The organism is Nostoc sp. NMS8 (genome assembly GCF_017115045.1).
Classification (GTDB): Bacteria; Cyanobacteriota; Cyanobacteriia; order Cyanobacteriales; family Nostocaceae; genus Nostoc.
Map to the genome: position 1 here is coordinate 47,304 of NZ_JABXKK010000034.1, position 21,323 is coordinate 68,626.

A 21,323-nucleotide genomic window follows, 5' to 3' on the forward strand; every position below is an offset into this window, starting at 1 on the left:
CAATGCCCCTCATCCCTTCCGTCCAATCAATAAATAAGTTGTCATCTTCCCTTTGCCTTTAACTTCGATTTCGCCCCGCTTTTCAAATAAAAATTCATTACACAAGGACTTATAAATATCTTCTGTAACCTGGATTTTATTAGCAATACCTTGGGATTCCATACAGCTAGCGATGTTTACTGTGTCTCTCCAGAGATGATCGCAAGTAGACTCGTTTAGATCAATTTCTTCTGCCACTACGGAACCGCTATGGATGCCGATACGGATGCTGAAATTTTGGTTATTCTCAGTATTGAAGAGAGCGATCGCAGTTTGCATATCCAGTGCCATAATAGCGATCGCCTTAGCACAATCTTGGCGGGGTGTGTGCAAGCCCCCAACTACCATATAAGCATCGTTAATAGTCTTGATTCTCTGTAAACCATGTTTTTCGGTGAGGCGATCGAAAGCTGAGAAAATTGGGTTGAGTAAGTTCACTAGTTGAATTGCACTCATAGAAGCAGCAATTTCGCTAAAGCCGATGATATCTGCAAATAAAACTGTGACATCAGTAAAATCTTCGGCAATGTCGGCTGGTTCTTCTTGAATTTCTTTGGAAATTGCTGCTGGCAAAAGATTCAGCAATAAACGTTCGGTTTCTACTTGCTGGTGGCGTAGCGCTGCTTCTGCTGCTAGTCGCTGGGTGACATTACGAAAAATGCCGCGAATTGCAACCGGATGACCTTCGACAAATTTACAGTTAATGTTACCTTCTAGAAATATTGTTTGACCATTTTTAGTAACGAATGTAGCTGTTACTTGCCCAAGCTTTTCTCCTGATAGCACCCGATAAAATCTTTGCAAACAGTGTTGTTTAAAGTCTGGATGTATAATATCAAAAATATTCATATTCGCAATTTCGGCTTCGCTGTATCCCAAAGTTTCTCGCCAAGCACGATTAACATATAAAAAACGCCCATAAGCATTGACAGCTTGAATCAAATCATTAGCATTTTCAAATAAATCTCGATATCGTTCTTCACTTTCTATAAGAGCATTTTCTACTTGTTTGCGTTTGATAAACTGGGCGATTTGGCTACCAATAGAACCCATCATTTGCAAGAGGTCTTTATCTTTTGGTTGTACATCCCGACTGAAGAAAACCATCACTCCTAAGATTTCACTATCATCTAAGATCGGGAAGCCAAAAGCTGCGTGTAATCCAGCCTCAGTCGCGGCTTGCGATCGCCTTTTATCTGCATCTTCTGTGATATCTTTAATCCACAAAGGCAAACGTCTAATCCAAATTCGACCAGGTAAGCCAGCGCCAGGCGTATAGGTAGTTTGCCACGTGATTGCTTTAAATTCTCGGACAGAAATCAATCGACTTGACCAAATTTCCACACACCTTAGTACTGCATTCAGGCTATCTCCTGGTACTGAAGTACCAATATATTGACTTGGTGTCCAAAGCTCGGCTAAATCCCACCCTAAGTTTTGACAAATCGACTGCAAAATTTGCGGAATTACCTGCTTGATACTTTGAGATTCTGATAATATTCGAGTGATAGCATATTGGGCACTTGTACGCTGTTCTCGGTGCTGCCAAGCAGTAATATCTCGACCAATGTAGACAATATCTTCTAGTCCTTCTGTTTGTTTCGCAATCACTGAACAAGAAAAAGCAATCAACAGCTTTTCTCTAGTTTTTGTTCGGCAAACTACCTCTATATTCTGTAAACTTCGCTTCAAATAAGAATGCTGATAAATAGCTTTTAATGATATCTGATTATTGTCAATAATCAGTGATATTGGTTGATTAATTAATTCTTCTTCTTTAAAACCAAATAGCTTTTGAGCAGCATGATTAATTCTTTTTATTTTTCCTGTGTTACTTGTTACTAACAAAGCATCTGCCATTGAAGTGATTACTTGTTCCATGTAGTTCTCACATGAGATTAAAGCACTTGATAGCAGATTCGTTTCATTAGCTTGCTGTGCTAGCTTTTGCTTTAAAACAAGCCTGTCGGTAATATCTTCAATCAGGATAATTAATTTATTTTCTTGCTGTTCGCCGATAATATATATATCTATATATACATAAAGATTATGCTCTGAATATCGTTCAATTGCTTGTAGTTCAAACAGTTCTTTGTCCCCTTGTAGAAGAGATTTCAGGATATTTTCCAGTCCTCTCAACTCAGGAAAACTTAGCCGGATGTCTTTTCCGCGAATCACGTCCTCAGGATGTTCTGCAAACCGTTGCACTTGCTCGGATGTATCGATGATGCAGAAATTCTCATCCAGTTCCAAGCGTTCAAATTTAAGGGGAAAAGAAGGTTTGTTAAAAATCCAGTCTAATACTTGGTCTTTCATTATGGTATGGAAACAGACTTTAGACTTATCTTTAAAAGAAAGATTTAGAGGAAAGAGAAGATTTTAAGAAATAGGAAGACAAAACCTCTAATTTTTACGATGCAGCGGTTCTCGTTCATGTGAGGTAAACCCGTAGGGGCAATAGCCGCTTTGCGTCTACATGAATTGCCCCTACACCTTGCTTAAGTAAGTGGGCATAAATAAGCTCGCGTAATATTTATAATGTATTTCTTTTGGATGATTGACAATTGAATAGAATAGTGGTTTTTTGAATATTTGTACTCAATAATGGTCTTCATCTTTAACTTTAACAAAATAGAAGTTGCTAGAATTTAGAAGTGAATTCTAGCGACTAACAGATAGCGCAGCATTAGCGAGTATTTTCGAGTCGCATCTTGATTCTGACCGGAGCTAACGGTTCTGAATTCTTCTTCAAGATTGTGCGCTGGCTGCGAGTTGATTCCAGGCTTTAACTACTGTCTGTAAATTCTTGGGTAGGTTATTTTGAGAAATATCGTTGTACTGAACCGTACCCTCTTGGCTGGTCAGAGTATAGGTGATATAATCAGCAGCGCCACTGGGGGCTGGGTAACTCAAATTCTTAAATTTACTAAACTTAGAACGTTCTAGCGATCGCACAAATTGTTTTACCTGTTGTACAGAAACGCGGCGAACACTACGCTCAGAATCATTGGCATCACCAATCCGCACGCGAATCAATCGCCCATCTTTGAGTAAAACAGTCTCGTAGGTTCTACCAGTAAAACCACCACTGGAGATTTGCCGAAAGACTATATCTCTATCTAAGGGTGGTGGTAACTCGCTAACTGGAATTTGCACAGGAGTTAGTGTACTTTCATTAGCCTTTTGATTGAGTCTGAGTAAAGAACCTGTTTGATTGGTATGATAAACCAAGTTTTGGTCAACCGCGCCGATAACCACCCGCCAACCTGATACTAAAGCTTGAGTACAAAATTCATCAGCATTAGCTAATTCTAAACAGCTATCTCTCCAAGTTTGCTGTTGAGCCTGAATGATCGTTAGCTGAGAGATTGGCTGTTGCAAACGTCTGGATGCAGCTTGCAAAACAGCATTTTTTACAGATGTGGGTAGTTTATCTGGCAGATTTTCTGAGGGAGTGTTTGCCGAAGCTAAACGTAGCGAGCGCCCATTGTTATTGGTATGATAAATCCAGTTTTGTTTGCCATTAGATACCACAATTCGCCAACCCGGAATTAATGCTTGGGTACAGATTTCATCCGGTTGAGGCAGTTCTAAGCAACCATTGCGCCAAGTCTGTTGATTATAGTCAATAATTTGCAGTTCTCTGGTTGAAATTCCCTGTCTACTGGCTAAATCTCCCAGTACTGCATTAGTTACTAGACGTGGCAAGCGGTTTGGTTTAATATTGTCTTTAAGAACTTCATTGCTTGTTTCTAGGGAAAAGTTCGCAGAAGCGCCCACAGCACCTTTGATAAGTGTAAAACCGCTAGAAACAGATAAAATTCCACTCAGGATTAAAGCCGTGAAAACCCGCCCTTGATTGTTGCTAAAGTAGTTTTTAAACATGAATTTCATATTAATATAGAACAAAAAAATGGTATCCAGCTACTAATGGATAATAAAGCATATAATTCCAAAACTTTACGAGTTGGAATTAATTTAATATTTGTCTTTTGAAACAGATGTAAAGACAGACGCTAATGTATTGATTGTTTGTTCCTTAATAATTTAGGGAACCGAAATATTAAACCCTTCCTAGCAATTCTGGAAAGTTATGCTTGTAGATTTGCGTTACCCTAAGTCAGGAAGCCAAGGATCAATCATAATGAAAAAATGGATTTGGCTGATACTGTTAGCGCTGATGGCAGTTGTGGTGGTGGGTAGCAGAGGTAGCACGTTTTTTGAACAGCCTCCCTCACCGACGATTGTTGAGCGCATTCCAGTAGAAACACCTCAACTACAGCCAGAGTCGAAAGAAGTTGACAATATCCTACAAGTATCTACTGACAAGCTGTTAACCCATATCCAAAAGTTAAATTTTCAGCGCTACACAACAACAGAGCGATCGCTTACTCGCACTTATATCACAACTGAACTGAAAAAATTAGGCTGGAAGCCTAAATTAGAAAAGTTCTCCGATGGTGTGAATATTTTTGCCGAACGTCCAGGAACTAACAAAGCCGCAAAAGCAATTCTGGTAGCAGCACATTACGACACTGTTGCCTCATCCCCCGGCGCTGATGATAATGCCAGTGGTGTAGCTGTAGTGTTGGAAGTCGCCCGGTTACTGGGTTCCCGTCCCACGCCACGAACATTACAGCTAGCTTTTTTTGACCAAGAGGAAGCAGGACTTTTAGGTAGTCAGGCTTTCGTTAGCAAGACAGCACGCTTGCAAAACTTAGGCGGAGCGATCGTTATGGATATGGTAGGTTATGCGTGTTACACTGCTGGATGTCAGAAATACCCTGCTGGATTGCCTGTTACTCCACCTAGCGACAAAGGCGATTTTTTAGCAGTAATCGCTGATACAGAACATTTATCTTTACTGAGTGCCTTTCAAAACTCACAGAATATCCCATTAACTGCCCTGAATAAACAGGAATCAAATCTGCCAGCAGTGCTAACATTGCCGATTCCTTTTAAAGGTTTACTGACACCCGATACCCTACGCAGCGACCATGCACCATTTTGGTATCAGGGCGTAGGTGCTGTGCTAGTGACAGATACCGCAAATTTACGTACTCCGCACTATCATAAACCTAGCGATATTCCAGCTACTATCGAGCGATCGTTCTTCACAGGAGCAGCACAGATTGTAGTCAATGCTACGACTACCTTGTTAGAGAAGACCGACTTTTGAAGGAGGCAGGGGGCAGAGGGCAAAACAGTTCGTTAGCGGTAACGGGGCGTTGAGCTAGTTCCCAGTTCTGAGTAAAGAAGCGAGATTCCCCACTCATTACTCATTACTCATTACTCATTACTCAGCACTACTGAATAGTCTTTGCTTCCGGGAAAGTCAATGTCCAGTTCTGTTTATCATTGAGTTGAAAGTACAAACCTTGGAGAATTAGCCGCAGAGCTATTCGAGTTCTAATAAACTTTCTGACCACATAAGTTCCTGGTTCAGCAAAGATATCATCAAAGTTTTTTTTATAACCAGATTGTTTGGAACAATAACTACCAGCACCTTGAACTGTCACTATAAAAAATGGAGCTTGTTTGTATTCATCAGGAATCATAAATATTCCATATACGTGGTGACGACCACGCCACGGCTGAATAATAACTTTAGTAGCATGTACTTGGAATTTTGTAGTTTTTGATGCTAAAAAAGGCTCGAAGTTGCAATCAGAATCATTCACAGTCCACCACAATGTAATAATACTCAGGGAGAGCAGCAAAAGTAAAATATAGCGGAGTCTGCGACGCATAAAACCAAGAGAAATTGTTGATGCGGCTAGTAGAATTTGATGAGTAATGATAATGCAGCTACAGCACTAAGACTATCTACCTGCAACATGCTCTAAAGGTCAAAGACAAAACATTAACTTGTCTTTAAATTTTCGTGTTATCAAAACTTATACTCAGTCTTAGATTTTGGATTAATTCCATATATAAATTGCTCTGGATAAATCATTTTTAATTGTCACTGTTACAGTATTAAACCTAGCGGAGAAACAATTAGGCTTTTGTGGCTATTAACACTGATTTATGCTCATTTTTTTAGCTGTGATGAATTCTACAATTTGTTGCTTTTTATCGGCTTTTTTCCCATCAGCAGATACTTTGAGCATATCTGGACGTAGGCGTAGCCTGTCGTAGACATCGCCATCAACTTCAGGAAAAAATTTACTTTTATTTCTCAGCCATTAATAGGGTAGTCAAATACACAAATATCCGTTATATTCCCGTAAGTAACACTTGGTATAAATATTTATGGGAATAAATTGGGGAAGTCTTAAAACAGTTGCGGGTTTCTTAGGTGCGATTGTACTTACACAGTTCGGGGGAAATGCTTCGGCCATTGCGGCTGACACAGTGATTGTGCGTTTGGGCTTATTTACAGAGTCCATCTCTCTTACTGAGTTGCAAAAGGCTGCAAAAACTGGGGAATTGCCTGAGAGTTTGCAGCCTTACACTAAAGAATTATCTGAACAACAACGCCGCTTCTTTCTGGGGGCGTTGGGTATGAATATACCGATGAATATTGTCACCGTTGATAAGTTAGTTAATAGTCGAATTGGCACAACTATTCTCAATGACTTCGCTACGGCCTTAGCCAGAAAGGATAAAGCTGGGGTACAAGCACTGAGAGCCGGATTGGTATTAGGCTCTGCGGCACCTCAGGGTCTTTCTATACTAAGTTTTATCGCCGCTTATCCCAGTAAACGCCTAGAAATTGATTTGCCACAGGCTTTTTTAGTTGCAGGGAGTTTGAATACAGCTTTTTGGCGTACTCAACAATTTATGCTAGCGATCGCTCCGCAACTTGACTCTAAAACACCACAGATTGCTTTCTCTTTTGATCCCAGCCAACCAGGAAACGCTCAAGTAAAAATACTCAATTTAAGCCTGAATGACCAAAACCGTAATCGCCAAATTCCAGTTGATATTTATTGGTCAACTGCTGCAACTCCCGACAAACCCGTAATTGTCCTTTCTCATGGCTTCGCGTCAGTCCGCACAGACTTGCGTTACCTAGCAGAACATTTAGCATCCCACGGTTATGTAGTCGCAGCTTTAGAACATCCCGGTAGTAATCAGGCAAATACTGACTTAGCATTCCAAGGCAAAACCAGAGTTATGAAGCCTCAGGAGTTTTTGGATCGCCCTCAAGATATTAGTTTTGTTCTCGACGAATTAGAAAAGCTCAACCAAACAGCTAATCATCCCCTGCAAGGGAAACTTGCAACCAATAAAGCAATGATTATTGGCTATTCTTTTGGCGGTGGTACAGCTTTAGCACTCGCTGGAGCCGAGTTACAACTAGAACATCTTAAACAACGCTGTCAAAAGAACTTGGCTATCTTGAGTCTGGGAGAAGATATGCAGTGCATAGCTCAAGAACTACCAGAAAATAGTTATCAGCTACGAGATGCCAGAATAAAACAGGCGATCGCTTTCAATCCGACAACTTCTCTGATTTTTGGCGAAACTGGGTTAACTAAGATACAAGTTCCTACCCTAGTGTTAACAGGTTCCGCCGATAAAACCACCCCAGCTTTAACTGAACAGATTGTAGGATTTAACAAAATCCCATCCCCAAAATGGCTAGTTGGTATAGTTGGAGGCACTCATTTGAGCGTCAAAGACCCCAGCACCACTTTGGATCAGATAGGACAACCCAATACACCGATTAGTGGCGGTGAAGTTGTGGGTGAACAAGCAGCAGATGTTCGCAAGTACGTTAAAGCTATAGCTTTAGCCTTTGCTTTCCAGATGACTCCAGAAGCTAAAAACTACGCTGTCTTTTTGACATCAGATTATGCTCAGTTTGCTTCAACTGCTGCATTTCCATTTCGCCTTATTACAGAGATTCCTCCTGATGCTATGGCAGTAGTAAAAGAATTTGTTGACAAATAAGCTTTAAAGGACTTCCAAATAAAAAAATATCCAATACAAAGACGCGATAAATCGCCCTCAAGACGAAAGACTGATTATTGTAAAGACGGCGATTCATCGCGTCTCTTGTCTTAACCGAAAAGTATTGCCTCTCATCCTGCCTTCCCTACGATTAATATAGCGGTTTGCATAGAATACAGACTATTTGTAGGGGTACAGCATTGCTGTGCCCTATTGTGTATTGCATCCAAACGAGAACCGCTATAGATACAGCAGTTTTCTCTTACATGAAGTATAAAGTTACAGATTTTGAGGCAGGAGGCAGGGCGAGAATTCATAACTCCTAACTCTTCACTCAGCACTTTCAAGGCAGGAGATAGAAACTCTTTATATCTAATGCGTAAGTCTTACATTTTCTACCTCACTTACGTGCAAACTGTTGTAAGTCAGTTTGCACAATAAAATTGAGCTGAATTTTTGATAATTTCACTTAGATAAAAGTATACCAACCTGCTAATAAACTTATAGTTGCTGTTAGAACAATATTAAACTTTCACAGTAAAAATAACTATTTAGATATAAACTTCATAATATCCTTGTTAAAAACAATTGATGTTATTATAGCGGTTTTCACTCAGATACGGTACCAAATTATATCGAAAGGTGTAGGGGCAATTCATGAATTACCCCTACGGGTGTACCTCACATGAACGAGAACTGCTATAAGCTTATAGTTGCTGTTAAAGCAATACTAAACCTTCACAGTAAAAATAACTATTTAGATATAAACTTCATAATATTTTCGTTAAAAATAATAGAAGCTTGAGAGTGTAAAAATAAAGAGCATCTGCTGGATAATACATCTGTATTCCAAGTAAAATGCTAAAAATAAATGAACAAAAGTTGCTTATCGCAAAATATGTTCATGTCTTTTGTAGTGTAAAATTATTCAAATTTATCAAGATGCCAGAGCCTTTTTATCTACTAAAAACTATAGATAAATACAACATAAAAAATATCAAAATTATCTTGGTTTTCTTGCTAACACAATAATGATTTTCAGGCAGATAATATAGCAAAAATAATTCTGGATTTCACAATTATACAATTACTCAATTTAACTTCAGCCTATGCAACTCTATACAACTCGTGAAATCGAACAACTTCAACAGCACGAAGACCTTTCTTCCTTAATTGAAATTATGGAGTGGGTGAAAAACTTTTTAGGAAGACCTCATCCTAACTTAGGCAGACCCGGCGTAGTTTGCCCTTTTGTTCCTTACTCTCTCAAGTCAAATAGTATTCGTTTAGCAGTTATTCACACAGAAAATTTGTATCTAGAACAATTAGAAGAGATTGTTGGACGCTACCGAGATATATTTCTAGAAATAGATAATAATGAGCAGGAATCAGCAATTAATAAAGCTTTTTTACTGATTTTGCCTGATATCGATATAGACGATGCTTCTAAAGTAGTAGATCGTATCCAACAAAAACTCAAACCTTTATTTGTTGAGTCAGGATTGATGATAGGAGAATTTCATAAACGTAATGAAAGTCCTGGTCTGCACAATCCCAACTTTCGTCCACTTCGTAGCCCTATACCTTTATTAGCTATCCGGTTTATGGTTGAAGCTGACCTCCCTTTTCTTGTGAGTCCAGCCGATCCACGCTTACGTATTCGGTATCTGGAAGCTTATTTACAGCGTTTTGGTCATAATTTTACAGATGCAACTAAGTTCAAAAATGCTCATCAAGCATTGGCTTTAGCGAAAGAACAGCTTAAAAAAGAAAATTTAGTGAGTTCCTGCATATAATCAGTAATGACAGCTGCAAGAATTGATCGCTCAAAGCCCAAATGTGAATGAGATGAGGAAAGCGTTGGTAGTAAGGCTGGTTTATCAAGACTACCTATATGAGAAGATACAGACAATTATGAGGCTGATTTGCAATCTTGGTGAGAAGGGCGAATAAATTAAACGACCTTTTGCTGCTTTTGAGTTAGATGCATCGCAATTCCTTTTTCGTAATAAGCTGCTTCATTAATAAAAATAGGATAAACAGTAGACATTCCCTCATAAAAAATATCTTTGCCTTCAAAAGTCAGAAACATTGGATCGCCTGGATTCAAAGGTTCATAATCCCTAAACTGAAGCTGGGGGTGAATCATCGCTTGAATCTCCCCGCGTAGGTGCAGCCCGCCATAGGCATCGCTTCTAGGATAATCCACAGTTCTAATATATTTATAAAGTGTAAGCTGGCTGCTTGTCTGCGGAATATTCCCCTGGTTGCACCTTTCAAAATAGTCTAAAACCGTATAAATAAGCTGTTCTGTTTTCTGAAATAATTCGGCGTTTAATATATTCTGAGCCACAGCCCCAACTTCTATAACAAAACCCAATTCACACAAAGAACGGAGAAAACCATTTTCTTTGGATTCGTGATTAATATAGACTTTGACTAAAGGATTGATAGAACTTAAATAAGCACCTAAGCGAAGCAATAAAGGATGCATATCGCAAAAAATCAGACTTAACCCCATGTTGGCGGTTGTGCTGTGCAAATCAATAATTACATCTACAAAGGGCTGATTTTGCGGTTGCAATATCTGTTGAATTACTTTTGCCCGCGTATCTTCATAACTCGAGGGTTGGGGATTTTGTAAGCCTTGATTAGTGAAGCAACGATTTAAATCTTTTTCAATGTATCGTTTGCCTTCTTCAATAGCTTTGAGATTGCCAAGTAATGCCAGAGTTTCAAAGCTTGCTCTATTGATTAAATTAGGATACTGCTGAAACTTTTTGACTAAGTGTACTCCTGTTAACTCATTACCGTGGTTTCCTCCAACGATCGCAACTCGTTCAATCTGACTCATAACCACCCCTGTCTAAAAAACTACCCTACGGTTATTGAAAATGGTGCAAGATCCACGATAGAAGTATAACTGCTGCTAACTAAATCTTGTAAAAGACTGACGCGAACGCTCCATGTTCGAGCCAAAATATGATAACTGTTAAGCTGTTGGTTTTGGTATAAAAGGGGAGCAAATTTATGGAGAAGGACTTTCAAGCGATGCCTCCGGCGGGCTACGCCTACGCTGAACTTTACAAAAACGCCCTCCTCAACGACGTACTCCCCTTTTGGGAAAAATATTCTCTCGATTGGGAGCAAGGCGGCTATTTCACCTGCCTCGATCGCGAAGGCAAAATTTATGATACAGACAAATTCATCTGGCTACAAAACCGCCAGGTGTGGACTTTTTCAATGCTTTACAACCAGCTAGAAAAGCGCGAAAACTGGCTAAAAATTGCCAGCAACGGCGCTAATTTTCTCGCCCAACATGGTAGAGATAGCGATGGTAACTGGTACTTTGCCCTCACCCGTGAAGGTAAACCACTGGTTCAGCCTTACAATATCTTTTCTGATTGCTTTGCGGCGATGGCATTTAGTCAATATGCACTCGCTGGCGGCGAAGAATGGGCAAAGGATGTGGCTATACAAGCTTATAACAACGTATTACGCCGCAAAGATAACCCCAAAGGCAAATATAATAAAACCTATCCCGATACACGCCCGATGAAATCATTGGCTGTACCGATGATTTTAGCCAACCTGACTTTAGAAATGGAATGGTTGCTGCCAAAGGAAACACTAGAGAATGTGCTAGCTGAGACAGTCCGCGAAGTGATGACCGATTTTCTCGACCCAGAACGGGGACTAATGTACGAAAACGTTGCCCCTGACGGTTCCCACATCGATTGTTTTGAGGGAAGGCTGATTAACCCAGGTCATGGTATCGAAGCAATGTGGTTTATCATGGACATTGCGCGTCGCCAAAACGACACCAAAACTATTAACCAAGCCGTTGATGTGGTGCTAAATATCCTGAATTTTGCTTGGGATAACGAGTATGGCGGATTGTATTACTTTATGGATGCAGATGGTCATCCCCCACAACAATTGGAATGGGATCAAAAACTATGGTGGGTTCACTTAGAATCATTGGTTGCATTAGCGATGGGCTATCGCCTAACAGGGCGTGAGGTGTGTTGGGAATGGTATCAAAAGATGCACGATTACGCCTGGTCACATTTTGCTGATTTAGAATACGGTGAGTGGTTTGGCTATTTGAATCGGCGTGGAGAAGTATTGTTGAACCTCAAAGGTGGCAAATGGAAAGGATGTTTTCACGTACCGCGTGCATTGTATCTTTGTTGGCAGCAATTTGAGTCATTGCAACGCCTGCGGCAGTAAACAACGCAGTCAGTTTAATCTCTGCTAGCGTACAAATAGTATTGGAAAGATGTCTCATGAATGCTGTGACACCTAAGCGATTTGCGATCGCACAATACCATCGATTTACTAGAGAGTAAACTACAAACTAAATTCTGCTGCGCCATCCTCATCCACATCTGCATCTTTACCCATAGCAGTAGGTTTAAATTTCGAGCCATGAATTAATTCACCGAATGCAATTCCTGAATTTTGGTGAAGAATATTCAGCACACTCATAAAATCTCGCACAATTTCCCCTGGTGTCAGTAATGCTTCTGCACCCAAGCGATTAATAATTTCTTGCACGAACTCCTTCAACTCACGATTTGTCAAAGTCTGTTCATACCCAAAATTGAGTGCATGAATCTCAGCTAAACGTTGCAAAAGCGTCAATATTTCTGCTTCACTCAACGGATTCAACCGAATCACTGGCCCTAAATGTTCAGGAACATTAGCTTGGGCAACAAAACGGCTTTCTTTTGTGCGTCTTTGCCAAGCTTGGTCTGCAAAAAGTCCCCGTTTGGGGTCTTCTAAAAATTTAGTTGTTCCACCAACAACAATGCCAAGATGTTCTGCTTTACATTGCATGGTGTCGTTAAACATTGCGAGGAGTCGATTATAATTCTTTTCTCGCGTAACTGTTGTAGATATTTGATATAAATGTACGGCTTCATCAACTAAAATTAATAGCCCTTTATAACCAATTTCAGCTACAAATTTCGCAAACAGTTTTATATAATCATACCAACTATCATCATCAATAATGACGCGCACTCCTAAAGCTGCTTTTGCCTCAACTTTAGTAGTAAATTCTCCCCGCAACCAGCGCATTGCCGCATTTTTTAAATTATCATCATCCATTCGGTAGCCACGCCAATAAGCGATAATCACGCTACCAAAATCAAAACCGTGAACTAAATCTTCAATATACTGAACTACTTCCCTAATTTTTGATTCAACTTGGTCATCAAAACCATCGTCATTGGGACGCATTTCAGTTTCTTTAACCACTTCTTGTTGAATTTTATTAATCCATCCTTCTAAAATAGAGACTAAAGCACCACCATCAGGACGAGTTTTTGTAGCGAGATGGCTCATTAATTCTCGATAAGTCGCTACACCTTCATGGTTACTTCCAGCTAATCGGCGTTCCGGGGATAAATCAGCATCAGCTACTACAAAACCTTGCTCCATCGCTCGGTTACGAATTAGTTGCAGTATAAAACTTTTCCCTGAACCATAATTACCAATTATAAAGCGAAATGCTGCTACACCTTCTGCAATATCATCGAGATTTTGTAATAGGCTTTTTAGTTCTTTTTCTCGGCCTACTGCTATATATTCAACTCCTACTCTTGGTACTACCCCCGCACCAAGGGAATTGATTAAAGCAGTGGAGATTTTTTTCGAGATTTTGAGCTTTGCCATGTATTACACTTTACTTTATTCTAAACACAGAAGCACACAGTAAAAATGTCCCTAGACCTAGCGAATAGAATTCGCGGCTATACAGACAAAACCCACCTTTACTTTGGAACGCCACGCGAATGTGGGTTTCAAGTTTCTAAGAGTCCGCGCAGGCGGACGAAAGTTTGTGTAGCCGCGATTTATAATCGCCAGGTATATTTGCCAAGGTGAGATACTCGCATAGGTTAAGGTAAATATTCACATTACTAAATCTTACGACGGCAATAATAATTTAATTTGACGAAGCATGTCTAGCCATAAGGTCTTCATACGTTGCAATCACTTTCCTGATATGGGTTATATGCTCAGGGTAAACTTTTGGATTTTCCGAATCTGTATTAATTATTAATTCACCAATAGTATCATTTGCCCGTTCATTTATAGAATCGATTAATAGATTCGGCATAGTGATGTTTGCTTCGGCAATTTTTTTAATAGCACCATTGGGATTATCTTGTTCAACTATAGCTTTTAAAACTTGTAACTCATGTCCTGGGAGATTTTCTAGAAAATTAGTCCATTCTTCGGGTATATTCTCCGATGTCTCAGCATCCGAAGTTTTAATGACGGCTGAAGTTTCAATTATTTCAGAAAAAGGAAACAATTCAATATCATCTTCTGGGGAATTTTCAGTAAAAGGCTCGTAATTAAATGTTTCTACTTGTTGTAGTAATTCCCATACTTGATTTTGCAATGAGTCTCGTTCTTCTTGCAATAACGAAACTTGCCCTTGCAACTGCTGTAATTCTGCTTTTTGTTCTGCTATTTGGGTTTGTGAAGAATTCAGGATAGCTTGGATATTTTCTCTTTCAGTTTTTGTTGCTACAAGCAATTGATTTTTTTGGGTTGTCTCAACTTCTAGCTCTTGAATTGCAATTCGCAATTCATATAGTTTTTCTTCTAATTGGGGTTTGAGTCTGCCTAAAAGAGTTAAATTGCTTTCAACTTCTTGTTTCTGCTGCTGGAGTTCAGAGATTTGACTTTGCAACTGAGTGATTTCAGCACGAGATACATTACAATTAGATTCTAGACGGCGCTTCTCTGCTGTAAGGATAGAAAAAGCATTGTTCAATTCGTTTTGATTTTCCTGCAAGTTATCAATTTCAGTTTGCAGACTATTGATTTCAGTTTCTAGGTGCTTTTTTTGTCCATTAAATGTTCTTAACTCTCGATGTAGACTATCTCTTTGATTACGGCTTTCTGTAACTTGATTTTGCAGATTTTGGGACTCAGCATATAATAAATTATGATGTTCTTCGATTTGATTTATTTCTCTGACAACACGAGCTTTTAATCCCTCCATATCTTTAATTCGCTTGCGGAGAGAACCTAAAACAAACATTTCATAATTTCTGCGTCGCTTATCTACGAATACTGCTGCTGTATAGATAGTTGCAGCAGTGATGACACTGGTGAGAAAGGCTTTATTAAAATCCCAGCTTGGGACAAGGCTAAGTCCAAAACTCACACTAAAGGCAACTATCACTAGTATAAATCGATTGCTGATCGTTACTGATTGCATATTGCTGGTTTTTAGCGTAGTTAAATTATCAGAATAAGTAGTTCTTAAGGTCATTACCCCTCTCATAGTCATTCTTAAATATCTAGTTTGAGTTACTGGTGCATAACCATAACATTGTTCTGTAAATAACTAAGAAGTGCAACGATCAATGAGTTAATTTTAATGCTAGATGTTGGGTGTATTGTTATTTGCATGAAAAAGTGTTAAATCTGCTTTGAGAAAATCAACAAACTGCCGTGCTGTACGTCCAGAACGACCATTATGGCGAGTTGCCCATTGTAATGCTTGAAATTCCAAATCTTCTTGGGTAATATTAATTTCAGCTTGGGCGGCTAGATGTTGTACAATTTTCAAATAAGTTTTTTGATTGGCTGGTTCAAAGGTCAAGGTTAAACCAAAGCGATCACTAAACGAAAGCTTCTCCTGCATCGTATCCCAAGCATGAATTTCTTCGTTATCCTTAGGTGCAGGTCTATCCACAAAAAACTCCCGAATCAGGTGGCGGCGATTGGAAGTAGCGTATACCACTACATTTTGAGGCCGCGCGGTTAAATTACCTTCTAAAACTACCTTGAGAGCTTTAAAAGCATCATCATCTTCTTCAAAGGAAAGGTCATCGACAAAAATAATAAATTTTTGTGACACATCTCGTAAATGTTCCACGATTTTTGGTAGGTCTTTTAAATCAGATTTTGCCACTTCCAACAAGCGGAGGCTGCGATTGCCATATTCATTCAACAAAGATTTCACCAAAGAAGATTTGCCAGAACCCCGACTACCGTAGAGTAATACGTGCAGTGCCATCTCTCCTGATAATAAAAACTCTGTATTTTTGAGCAAAGTATCCCTTTGAGACTCGTAACCGACAAGGGCACTCAGCTTAATTGGATCAGAATACCGAATACCGATAAACTGACCAGCTTGCCAGCGTAAAGCGCGATATTCTGCAAATAAACCAGAGCCACATTGCCGATAATAAGCTGCTAACTCTTCTACAGCATCAGCCCAATTATCTAACTCTTGTAGATATGTAGCGAACTTTGTCTCTACTCCTACCAATTCTTGCTCTTTATACCACACTACCGGTGAAATCGGCGTATGAGCAACGCCTTGTACCCACTCGCTTAAAGAAGCGCTACTACATTCATAGAGACTTTGTAATACTTGTAAATCATGGTGAACTGCTGCTACTAAAGCTGGGGGTAAATCTTCAAATCCTCGCTGTTGGGCCAACCTTGTAAAAGGATTCTCAGAGAAGAGAAGTTGAGTAATTAAATAATCTTCCCAGTTTTGATTTCTAGCAGCCAAAGCGTGGAAGTAACTGCCGTAGGCTTGGAGACAACCCCTCGCATCGGCTTCAGCGTAACGTATAGCTTGCAACAGTTCCAGAAATGCCATCCCCACTTCGCTTTGGAGAACAGACTGGTACAGTAAAAGTGAGGCTGCTTGGCGCTGGAGATATTGAACCTTTGTATATGAGGAAGTACTTGCCATTGGCTTCGCTTGATTATCCATCAATCAATTGTGTGGTATAGCTAAATAGCTATGGTAAATTGTCTGCTGACCCTGGTAGTAAAGTCAAAGTCTATAGATGTTTTAACAATGAATTTAGGTATAGTTGCTGCTTTTGCCTACGGCATTTTAGCGATTGTTGGTGGCATTATTGGCTACATTCAAGCTACAAGTATAGTTTCACTCCTAAGTGGTAGTATTAGTGGTTTATTACTAATAATTGCCGCTTTTTTTCAACTCCAAGGTCATACCTGGGGTTCGATTTTAGCAGTATTAATTACTGCTATTTTAGTAGTGTTTTTTGCATTACGATTGGCAAAAACACGCAAATTCATGCCTGCGGGATTAATGACGATTTTGGGTATGCTGGCATTGGCGGTGATGGTGAATCAAATAGTTGTTCTAAGGTAATATCAAGCGATCTGTACATTAACTAATTATTTGTCCATTCAACAAAATATTGTCAAAATATTATAAATACCTAAAACCCTGACATAGCAAGGATTATGTCAGGGTTTCTCCTATTTAAGACAGTTATACTTATCTAAGTCGATATTAACTAATTAGATGTCAAATACCAGATATTTCACAATTTAATTGTCACTTCCCAAAAACCTGGAAAAATCGTAACTTTTCATAAATTAACAAATTATTTGTCATTTTAATAGTATAATACGACCATGTTTTAATAAAACACTGTATGCAAAGTGCAAAATTTTCTACAACCTCTACGACTTTGGCAAGCTCCGCAGATGTTAATAATGATCTTGCTGAAGCAAACGTTATAGTTTCTAAACTTCAGATGAAACTTTGCTGAAAATGGAGGTGATTCAAAGCCTTTTAGAAAATAGCGATACCTGCGGTGGTAAACTACGCACTACATATACTCAAAAGCTCAAGGAAGCGGCAGAAAAGCTTGGTAAGTCAGTACGTACAGTGCGACGGCTGGTAGATAAATGGGAACAGGAAGGTTTGGCTGGACTGGCGCAAAATCAACGGATGGATAAAGGGAAGCATCGAGTTGATGAAGACTGGCAAGAGTTTGTATTGAAAACTTATAAGGAGGGTAATAAGGGAAGTAAAAGGATGACTCGCCAGCAGGTATTTATTAGAGTGAAGGCGAGAGCAGACGAACTGGGAGTTAAGCATCCTTCCCACATGACGGTTTACCGAATTTTGCAGCCCTTAATAGATAAAATTGAGCAAGCTAAAAGTATTCGCAGTCCGGGTTGGCGTGGTTCGCGCTTATCAGTGAAAACCCGTGATGGAAAAGACTTGCAAATAGAACATAGTAACCAAGTTTGGCAGTGCGACCACACCCTTGTTGATGTTTTATTAGTAGACCAGCATGGCAAAATTCTAAGTCGTCCTTGGTTAACAACGGTTATTGATAGCTATTCGCGCTGCATTATGGGGATTAACTTAGGCTACAATCCACCAAGTTCTCAGATTTTAGCTTTGGCGCTACGTCATGCAATTTTGCCCAAGCAATATGGTTCAGAATATGGACTTCATGAAGAATGGGGTACTTCTGGTTTACCGCAACACTTTTATACAGATGCGGGTATAGATTTTCGTTCCAACCATTTACAGCAAATAGGAGTACAGTTAGGGTTTGTTTGTCATTTGCGCGATCGCCCATCTGAAGGTGGTAGTGTTGAGCGTCCGTTTAAAACTCTAAATACAGAATTATTCTCAACTTTACAAGGATATACAGGTTCAAACGTCCAAGAGCGACCAGGGGAAGCGGAGAAAGAAGCTTGCTTAACGTTGCGGCAGTTAGAGCAAATGTTGGTGCGTTACATCGTTGATAAATACAACCAGCGACTTGATGCTCGAATGGGCGACCAGACAAGATTTCAACGCTGGGAATCTGGTTTAATTGCAGCACCCGATTTACTTTCCGAGAGGGATTTGGATATTTGCTTAATGAAGCAAACACGGCGACAAATTCAACGCGGAGGATATCTGCAATTTGAAAACTTAATGTATCGAGGTGAACTCTTAACGGGTTATGCAGGGGAAAGTGTTGTGTTGCGATATGACCCTAGAGACATCACAACGATTTTGGTTTATTGCATAGAAGGGGATAAAGAGGTATTTATTGCTCGTGCTTATGCTCAAGATTTGGAGGCAGAAGAACTATCTCTAGATGAAGCAAAAGCTAGTAGCCGCAAGGTCAGAGAAGTGGGTAAAGCTGTGAGCAATCGCTCAATTTTGGCTGAAGTTAGGGAACGCGAAACATTCCAAACTCAAAAGAATACCAAAAAAGAGCGTCAGAAAGTAGAACAGGCTGAGGTCAAAAAATCTAAACAACTTATACCTGTTGAGCCAGAGTCATCAGTAGAGGCAGTATCTATTGATAGCGAACCTGAGTCAGAGATGCCGGAAGTGGCAGAAATTCGAGATAGAACACTACGGGTTCTTAAAGGTTGCGGGGTAGAGATGTTGATTATTGATGAAGCTGATCGCTTTAAGCCGAAAACTTTTGCGGAAGTACGTGATATTTTTGACAGGTTGGAAATAGCAGTGATTTTGGTAGGAACTGACCGCTTAGATGCAGTGATTAAGCGGGATGAGCAGGTTTATAACCGTTTTCGGTCTTGTCACCGTTTTGGAAAGATGTCAGGGGAAGATTTTAAGCGAACGGTGGATATTTGGGAGAAACAAATACTGAGATTGCCAGTTGCTTCCAACCTTTCCAGTAAAACGATGTTGAAGACGTTAAGGGAAGCAACTGGAGGTTATATCGGTTTGATGGATATGATTCTCCGAGAGACTGCAATTCGGGCTTTAAAAAAAGGACTGCAAAAAATTGACTTGGAAACTTTGAAGGAAGTAGCTGCTGAGTACAAGTGATGGAAGTGGAAAATATTAAGCCTTGGCTGTTTAGAGTTCAACCATATCAAGGAGAAAGCCTAAGTCATTTTTTGGGACGCTTTCGACAGGCAAATGATTTAACCCCTACTGGGTTAGGTAAGGCAGCAGGACTTGGGGGTGCAATCGCTCGGAAAAGTTTCGGTTTAATCCTCCCCCTTCTCGACAGCAGTTGGAGGCATTAGCTACTGTAGTGGGAGTTGAGGCAGATAGATTAACGCAGATGTTGCCTCCTGCTGAAGTAGGGATGAAGCTTGAGCCAATAAGGTTATGTGCAGCTTGTTATACTGAGTCGCCTTGTCACAAGATTGAGTGGCAGTTGAAGGTAAAGCAGGGGTGCGTAGGCGAAGCCCGTCGCAGACATCGCCACAAGTTAAGCTTGCTTTCAGAATGTCCCAACTGTGGGGCAAGATTTAAGGTTCCAGCACTGTGGGTACATGGTTGGTGTTAAAGGTGTTTTATGACATTTGCTGACATGACAAAGTATCAGAAGTATTATTAAATACTAATATTTTAATTTCTAGAATGTCCTAACTAGAGAGTGATTCTGTCTAACTGCACCACTTCCAGATTAAACATAATTGTAAAAGTCGCAGGCATAAGTCGGCGCAGTGCTTGTGAATGGGCTTCTGCATCGCTTCGACGACGAAAACGAGCAACAATTTGGTGTTGCATACTGGGGAAATGACGGACGATACACCAAGGATGAAGTTTGTCAATGTAGCTCACAAAAACCTCCTGACAATACTTGTGATTTAGCCGATTACTTGAGTGGTTAAAGCTTACTTGCTCACAAAATTTCCTAGACAAAAGCCACTCTACTGTGAGAGTGGCTGGTAAAAAAATGTCAGAATGATATTGAAATTTGTTGACTTTTAATCCCTATTTACTCTAGTTAGTTAAACAAAGCTTGTTTAAAAGTCCTTCAGGAATCTCCTCAAAGCCTTCTAACAGCAAATCCATCAGGGCAAGATGGCGTAAATCGGAAGGCATGGGACAGCGGTAGTTGCGCCCTTTGGAGAACCAGCGCCGGACAGTTGAAAGTGAACGAGAGCAAATCCGGGCTATAGCCTCATGATTAACGTCCCATTTTGTATAAAATTTCTTGGGTGTCATCCCTAGTTGACAATGGCTGTAAAAGTCAATCAGGTTTTGCTCGCGTTCTTGTAGAGGGCGGGGATTAGTCATATAATGGCTCTCCTTCCAGTGGTTCTAAGTCCTCCTCCCAAGCAATATCGGCAGATGTCCAAGCTGCACTGAGGCTGTCTTTGCTTAACGAAATTAGGTAGCACCAACTCCAACAGCAAAGATGGGGAGCAAAGTTGTAATAATTTGCCAATCACTATTCCCCAGTCGGTGTCAGAACTAAGCCAGCGTAATCTATCGCCGTACAAAAAGCGGGGTGTTTTGGCTGTATCAGGAAAATCTTCGGGTAAATCAACAAAAAGTTTCTGGTTAATGAACTCTGGAAATAAATCTTGGTGATTTTTAGCGATCGCACTCGAATAATTAGCTATTAGTTCAGCATTGATGCTCTGGGTTAGTTGATAAATCAACACTGCCGCTAAAGTTTCTTGTTCTTGCTGCTCACCATAATCACTGAGTTTTGCCAATAGTTCAGTTATTCCGAAGTCATCTAAAGCTTGTAGATAACTTCTGTGTTCATTTGTTTTGTAGCAAACAGGCTTTAACATGAGACATCTCCAAAATAGTAATATTCTGTGGTAAAAGAACATCAAATAGCTTTTTT

18 protein-coding genes are annotated in these 21,323 nt (G+C 39.9%); 8 read left to right on the plus strand and 10 right to left on the minus strand.

What is annotated here, in order from left to right; genetic code table 11:
* Positions 1 to 9: 9 nt before the first annotated feature.
* Positions 10 to 2,355 (minus strand): adenylate/guanylate cyclase domain-containing protein, encoded by a 2,346-nt coding sequence (locus HWQ39_RS04800; RefSeq protein WP_292842148.1) that lies wholly within the window; start codon positions 2,353 to 2,355, stop codon positions 10 to 12.
* A 432-nt stretch (positions 2,356 to 2,787) separates the two neighbouring features.
* Positions 2,788 to 3,933 (minus strand): hypothetical protein, encoded by a 1,146-nt coding sequence (locus HWQ39_RS04805; protein ID WP_292842150.1) that lies wholly within the window; start codon positions 3,931 to 3,933, stop codon positions 2,788 to 2,790.
* A gap of 250 nt (positions 3,934 to 4,183) precedes the next feature.
* Between HWQ39_RS04805 and HWQ39_RS04810 the strand changes: the two genes are divergently transcribed.
* Positions 4,184 to 5,218 (plus strand): M28 family peptidase, encoded by a 1,035-nt coding sequence (locus HWQ39_RS04810; RefSeq protein ID WP_292842152.1) that lies wholly within the window; start codon positions 4,184 to 4,186, stop codon positions 5,216 to 5,218.
* A gap of 127 nt (positions 5,219 to 5,345) precedes the next feature.
* Here HWQ39_RS04810 and HWQ39_RS04815 read toward each other — a convergent pair whose 3' ends face one another.
* The gene (locus HWQ39_RS04815) at positions 5,346 to 5,789 is read right to left on the minus strand and encodes a hypothetical protein (RefSeq protein ID WP_292842153.1); all 444 of its coding nucleotides are present in this window, start codon (positions 5,787 to 5,789) and stop codon (positions 5,346 to 5,348) included.
* 505 nt (positions 5,790 to 6,294) lie between these two features.
* Here HWQ39_RS04815 and HWQ39_RS04820 point away from each other — a divergent pair.
* The gene (locus HWQ39_RS04820; protein WP_292842155.1) at positions 6,295 to 7,941 is read left to right on the plus strand and encodes an alpha/beta hydrolase; all 1,647 of its coding nucleotides are present in this window, start codon (positions 6,295 to 6,297) and stop codon (positions 7,939 to 7,941) included.
* A 1,109-nt stretch (positions 7,942 to 9,050) separates the two neighbouring features.
* Positions 9,051 to 9,737, plus strand: coding sequence for a DUF6875 domain-containing protein (locus HWQ39_RS04825; protein ID WP_292842157.1), 687 nt, complete (start codon positions 9,051 to 9,053; stop codon positions 9,735 to 9,737).
* A gap of 158 nt (positions 9,738 to 9,895) precedes the next feature.
* Here HWQ39_RS04825 and HWQ39_RS04830 read toward each other — a convergent pair whose 3' ends face one another.
* Entirely contained in the window at positions 9,896 to 10,795 is a 900-nt protein-coding gene (locus HWQ39_RS04830) for an aspartoacylase (RefSeq protein ID WP_292842159.1), read from the minus strand.
* Positions 10,796 to 10,971: 176 nt separating this feature from the next.
* Here HWQ39_RS04830 and HWQ39_RS04835 point away from each other — a divergent pair, with 176 nt between their 5' ends.
* Complete coding sequence (locus tag HWQ39_RS04835) at positions 10,972 to 12,174, plus strand: AGE family epimerase/isomerase (RefSeq protein WP_292842161.1); 1,203 nt, start codon at positions 10,972 to 10,974, stop codon at positions 12,172 to 12,174.
* A gap of 120 nt (positions 12,175 to 12,294) precedes the next feature.
* Here the strand turns inward: HWQ39_RS04835 and HWQ39_RS04840 are convergent, their stop codons facing one another.
* From HWQ39_RS04840 to HWQ39_RS04850, 3 genes are all read right to left on the minus strand, one after another.
* Complete coding sequence (locus HWQ39_RS04840; protein WP_292842163.1) at positions 12,295 to 13,623, minus strand: ATP-binding protein; 1,329 nt, start codon at positions 13,621 to 13,623, stop codon at positions 12,295 to 12,297.
* A 271-nt stretch (positions 13,624 to 13,894) separates the two neighbouring features.
* Positions 13,895 to 15,184, minus strand: coding sequence for a tellurite resistance TerB C-terminal domain-containing protein (locus HWQ39_RS04845; RefSeq protein WP_292842165.1), 1,290 nt, complete (start codon positions 15,182 to 15,184; stop codon positions 13,895 to 13,897).
* A 165-nt stretch (positions 15,185 to 15,349) separates the two neighbouring features.
* Positions 15,350 to 16,699, minus strand: a complete 1,350-nt coding sequence (locus tag HWQ39_RS04850) for an ATP-binding protein (RefSeq protein WP_292842167.1) — start codon at positions 16,697 to 16,699, stop codon at positions 15,350 to 15,352.
* Between the two features lie 87 nt (positions 16,700 to 16,786).
* On the opposite strand from HWQ39_RS04850, the gene HWQ39_RS04855 reads away from it, so the two are divergent.
* The 4 genes from HWQ39_RS04855 to HWQ39_RS34355 all read left to right on the plus strand — a co-directional run bounded on the left by HWQ39_RS04855 (position 16,787) and on the right by HWQ39_RS34355 (position 20,024).
* A complete protein-coding gene (locus tag HWQ39_RS04855) occupies positions 16,787 to 17,107 on the plus strand; it encodes a TMEM14 family protein (RefSeq protein ID WP_292842169.1) in 321 nt (106 codons plus the stop codon).
* A 414-nt stretch (positions 17,108 to 17,521) separates the two neighbouring features.
* Entirely contained in the window at positions 17,522 to 19,555 is a 2,034-nt protein-coding gene (locus HWQ39_RS04860) for a Mu transposase C-terminal domain-containing protein (RefSeq protein WP_292842171.1), read from the plus strand.
* On the plus strand, positions 19,555 to 19,758 hold the full coding sequence (locus HWQ39_RS34350; RefSeq protein ID WP_366932222.1) for a hypothetical protein: 204 nt from the start codon (positions 19,555 to 19,557) through the stop codon (positions 19,756 to 19,758). The genes HWQ39_RS04860 and HWQ39_RS34350 overlap by 1 nt, the downstream gene beginning before the upstream one ends.
* Complete coding sequence (locus HWQ39_RS34355; protein ID WP_366932223.1) at positions 19,746 to 20,024, plus strand: hypothetical protein; 279 nt, start codon at positions 19,746 to 19,748, stop codon at positions 20,022 to 20,024. Before HWQ39_RS34350 ends, HWQ39_RS34355 begins: the two co-directional genes overlap by 13 nt.
* A gap of 83 nt (positions 20,025 to 20,107) precedes the next feature.
* Here HWQ39_RS34355 and HWQ39_RS04870 read toward each other — a convergent pair whose 3' ends face one another.
* The 3 genes from HWQ39_RS04870 to HWQ39_RS04880 form a co-directional block, all read right to left on the minus strand.
* Positions 20,108 to 20,302: a hypothetical protein gene (locus HWQ39_RS04870; RefSeq protein WP_292842173.1), complete on the minus strand. Its 195-nt coding sequence runs from the start codon at positions 20,300 to 20,302 to the stop codon at positions 20,108 to 20,110.
* 162 nt (positions 20,303 to 20,464) lie between these two features.
* A complete protein-coding gene (locus HWQ39_RS04875; protein ID WP_292842175.1) occupies positions 20,465 to 20,761 on the minus strand; it encodes a helix-turn-helix domain-containing protein in 297 nt (98 codons plus the stop codon).
* Complete coding sequence (locus HWQ39_RS04880; RefSeq protein WP_292842177.1) at positions 20,758 to 21,267, minus strand: hypothetical protein; 510 nt, start codon at positions 21,265 to 21,267, stop codon at positions 20,758 to 20,760. The genes HWQ39_RS04875 and HWQ39_RS04880 overlap by 4 nt, the downstream gene beginning before the upstream one ends.
* Positions 21,268 to 21,323 lie beyond the last annotated feature (56 nt).

Coding starts and splice junctions, on each gene's coding strand:
- HWQ39_RS04800 (WP_292842148.1), bottom strand. CDS start 2,355: ATGAAAGACCAAGTATTAGACTGGATTTTTAACAAACCTTCTTTTCCC.
- HWQ39_RS04805 (WP_292842150.1), bottom strand. CDS start 3,933: ATGAAATTCATGTTTAAAAACTACTTTAGCAACAATCAAGGGCGGGTT.
- HWQ39_RS04810 (WP_292842152.1), top strand. CDS start 4,184: ATGAAAAAATGGATTTGGCTGATACTGTTAGCGCTGATGGCAGTTGTG.
- HWQ39_RS04815 (WP_292842153.1), bottom strand. CDS start 5,789: ATGCGTCGCAGACTCCGCTATATTTTACTTTTGCTGCTCTCCCTGAGT.
- HWQ39_RS04820 (WP_292842155.1), top strand. CDS start 6,295: ATGGGAATAAATTGGGGAAGTCTTAAAACAGTTGCGGGTTTCTTAGGT.
- HWQ39_RS04825 (WP_292842157.1), top strand. CDS start 9,051: ATGCAACTCTATACAACTCGTGAAATCGAACAACTTCAACAGCACGAA.
- HWQ39_RS04830 (WP_292842159.1), bottom strand. CDS start 10,795: ATGAGTCAGATTGAACGAGTTGCGATCGTTGGAGGAAACCACGGTAAT.
- HWQ39_RS04835 (WP_292842161.1), top strand. CDS start 10,972: ATGGAGAAGGACTTTCAAGCGATGCCTCCGGCGGGCTACGCCTACGCT.
- HWQ39_RS04840 (WP_292842163.1), bottom strand. CDS start 13,623: ATGGCAAAGCTCAAAATCTCGAAAAAAATCTCCACTGCTTTAATCAAT.
- HWQ39_RS04845 (WP_292842165.1), bottom strand. CDS start 15,184: ATGCAATCAGTAACGATCAGCAATCGATTTATACTAGTGATAGTTGCC.
- HWQ39_RS04850 (WP_292842167.1), bottom strand. CDS start 16,699: ATGGATAATCAAGCGAAGCCAATGGCAAGTACTTCCTCATATACAAAG.
- HWQ39_RS04855 (WP_292842169.1), top strand. CDS start 16,787: ATGAATTTAGGTATAGTTGCTGCTTTTGCCTACGGCATTTTAGCGATT.
- HWQ39_RS34350 (WP_366932222.1), top strand. CDS start 19,555: ATGGAAGTGGAAAATATTAAGCCTTGGCTGTTTAGAGTTCAACCATAT.
- HWQ39_RS04875 (WP_292842175.1), bottom strand. CDS start 20,761: ATGACTAATCCCCGCCCTCTACAAGAACGCGAGCAAAACCTGATTGAC.
- HWQ39_RS04880 (WP_292842177.1), bottom strand. CDS start 21,267: ATGTTAAAGCCTGTTTGCTACAAAACAAATGAACACAGAAGTTATCTA.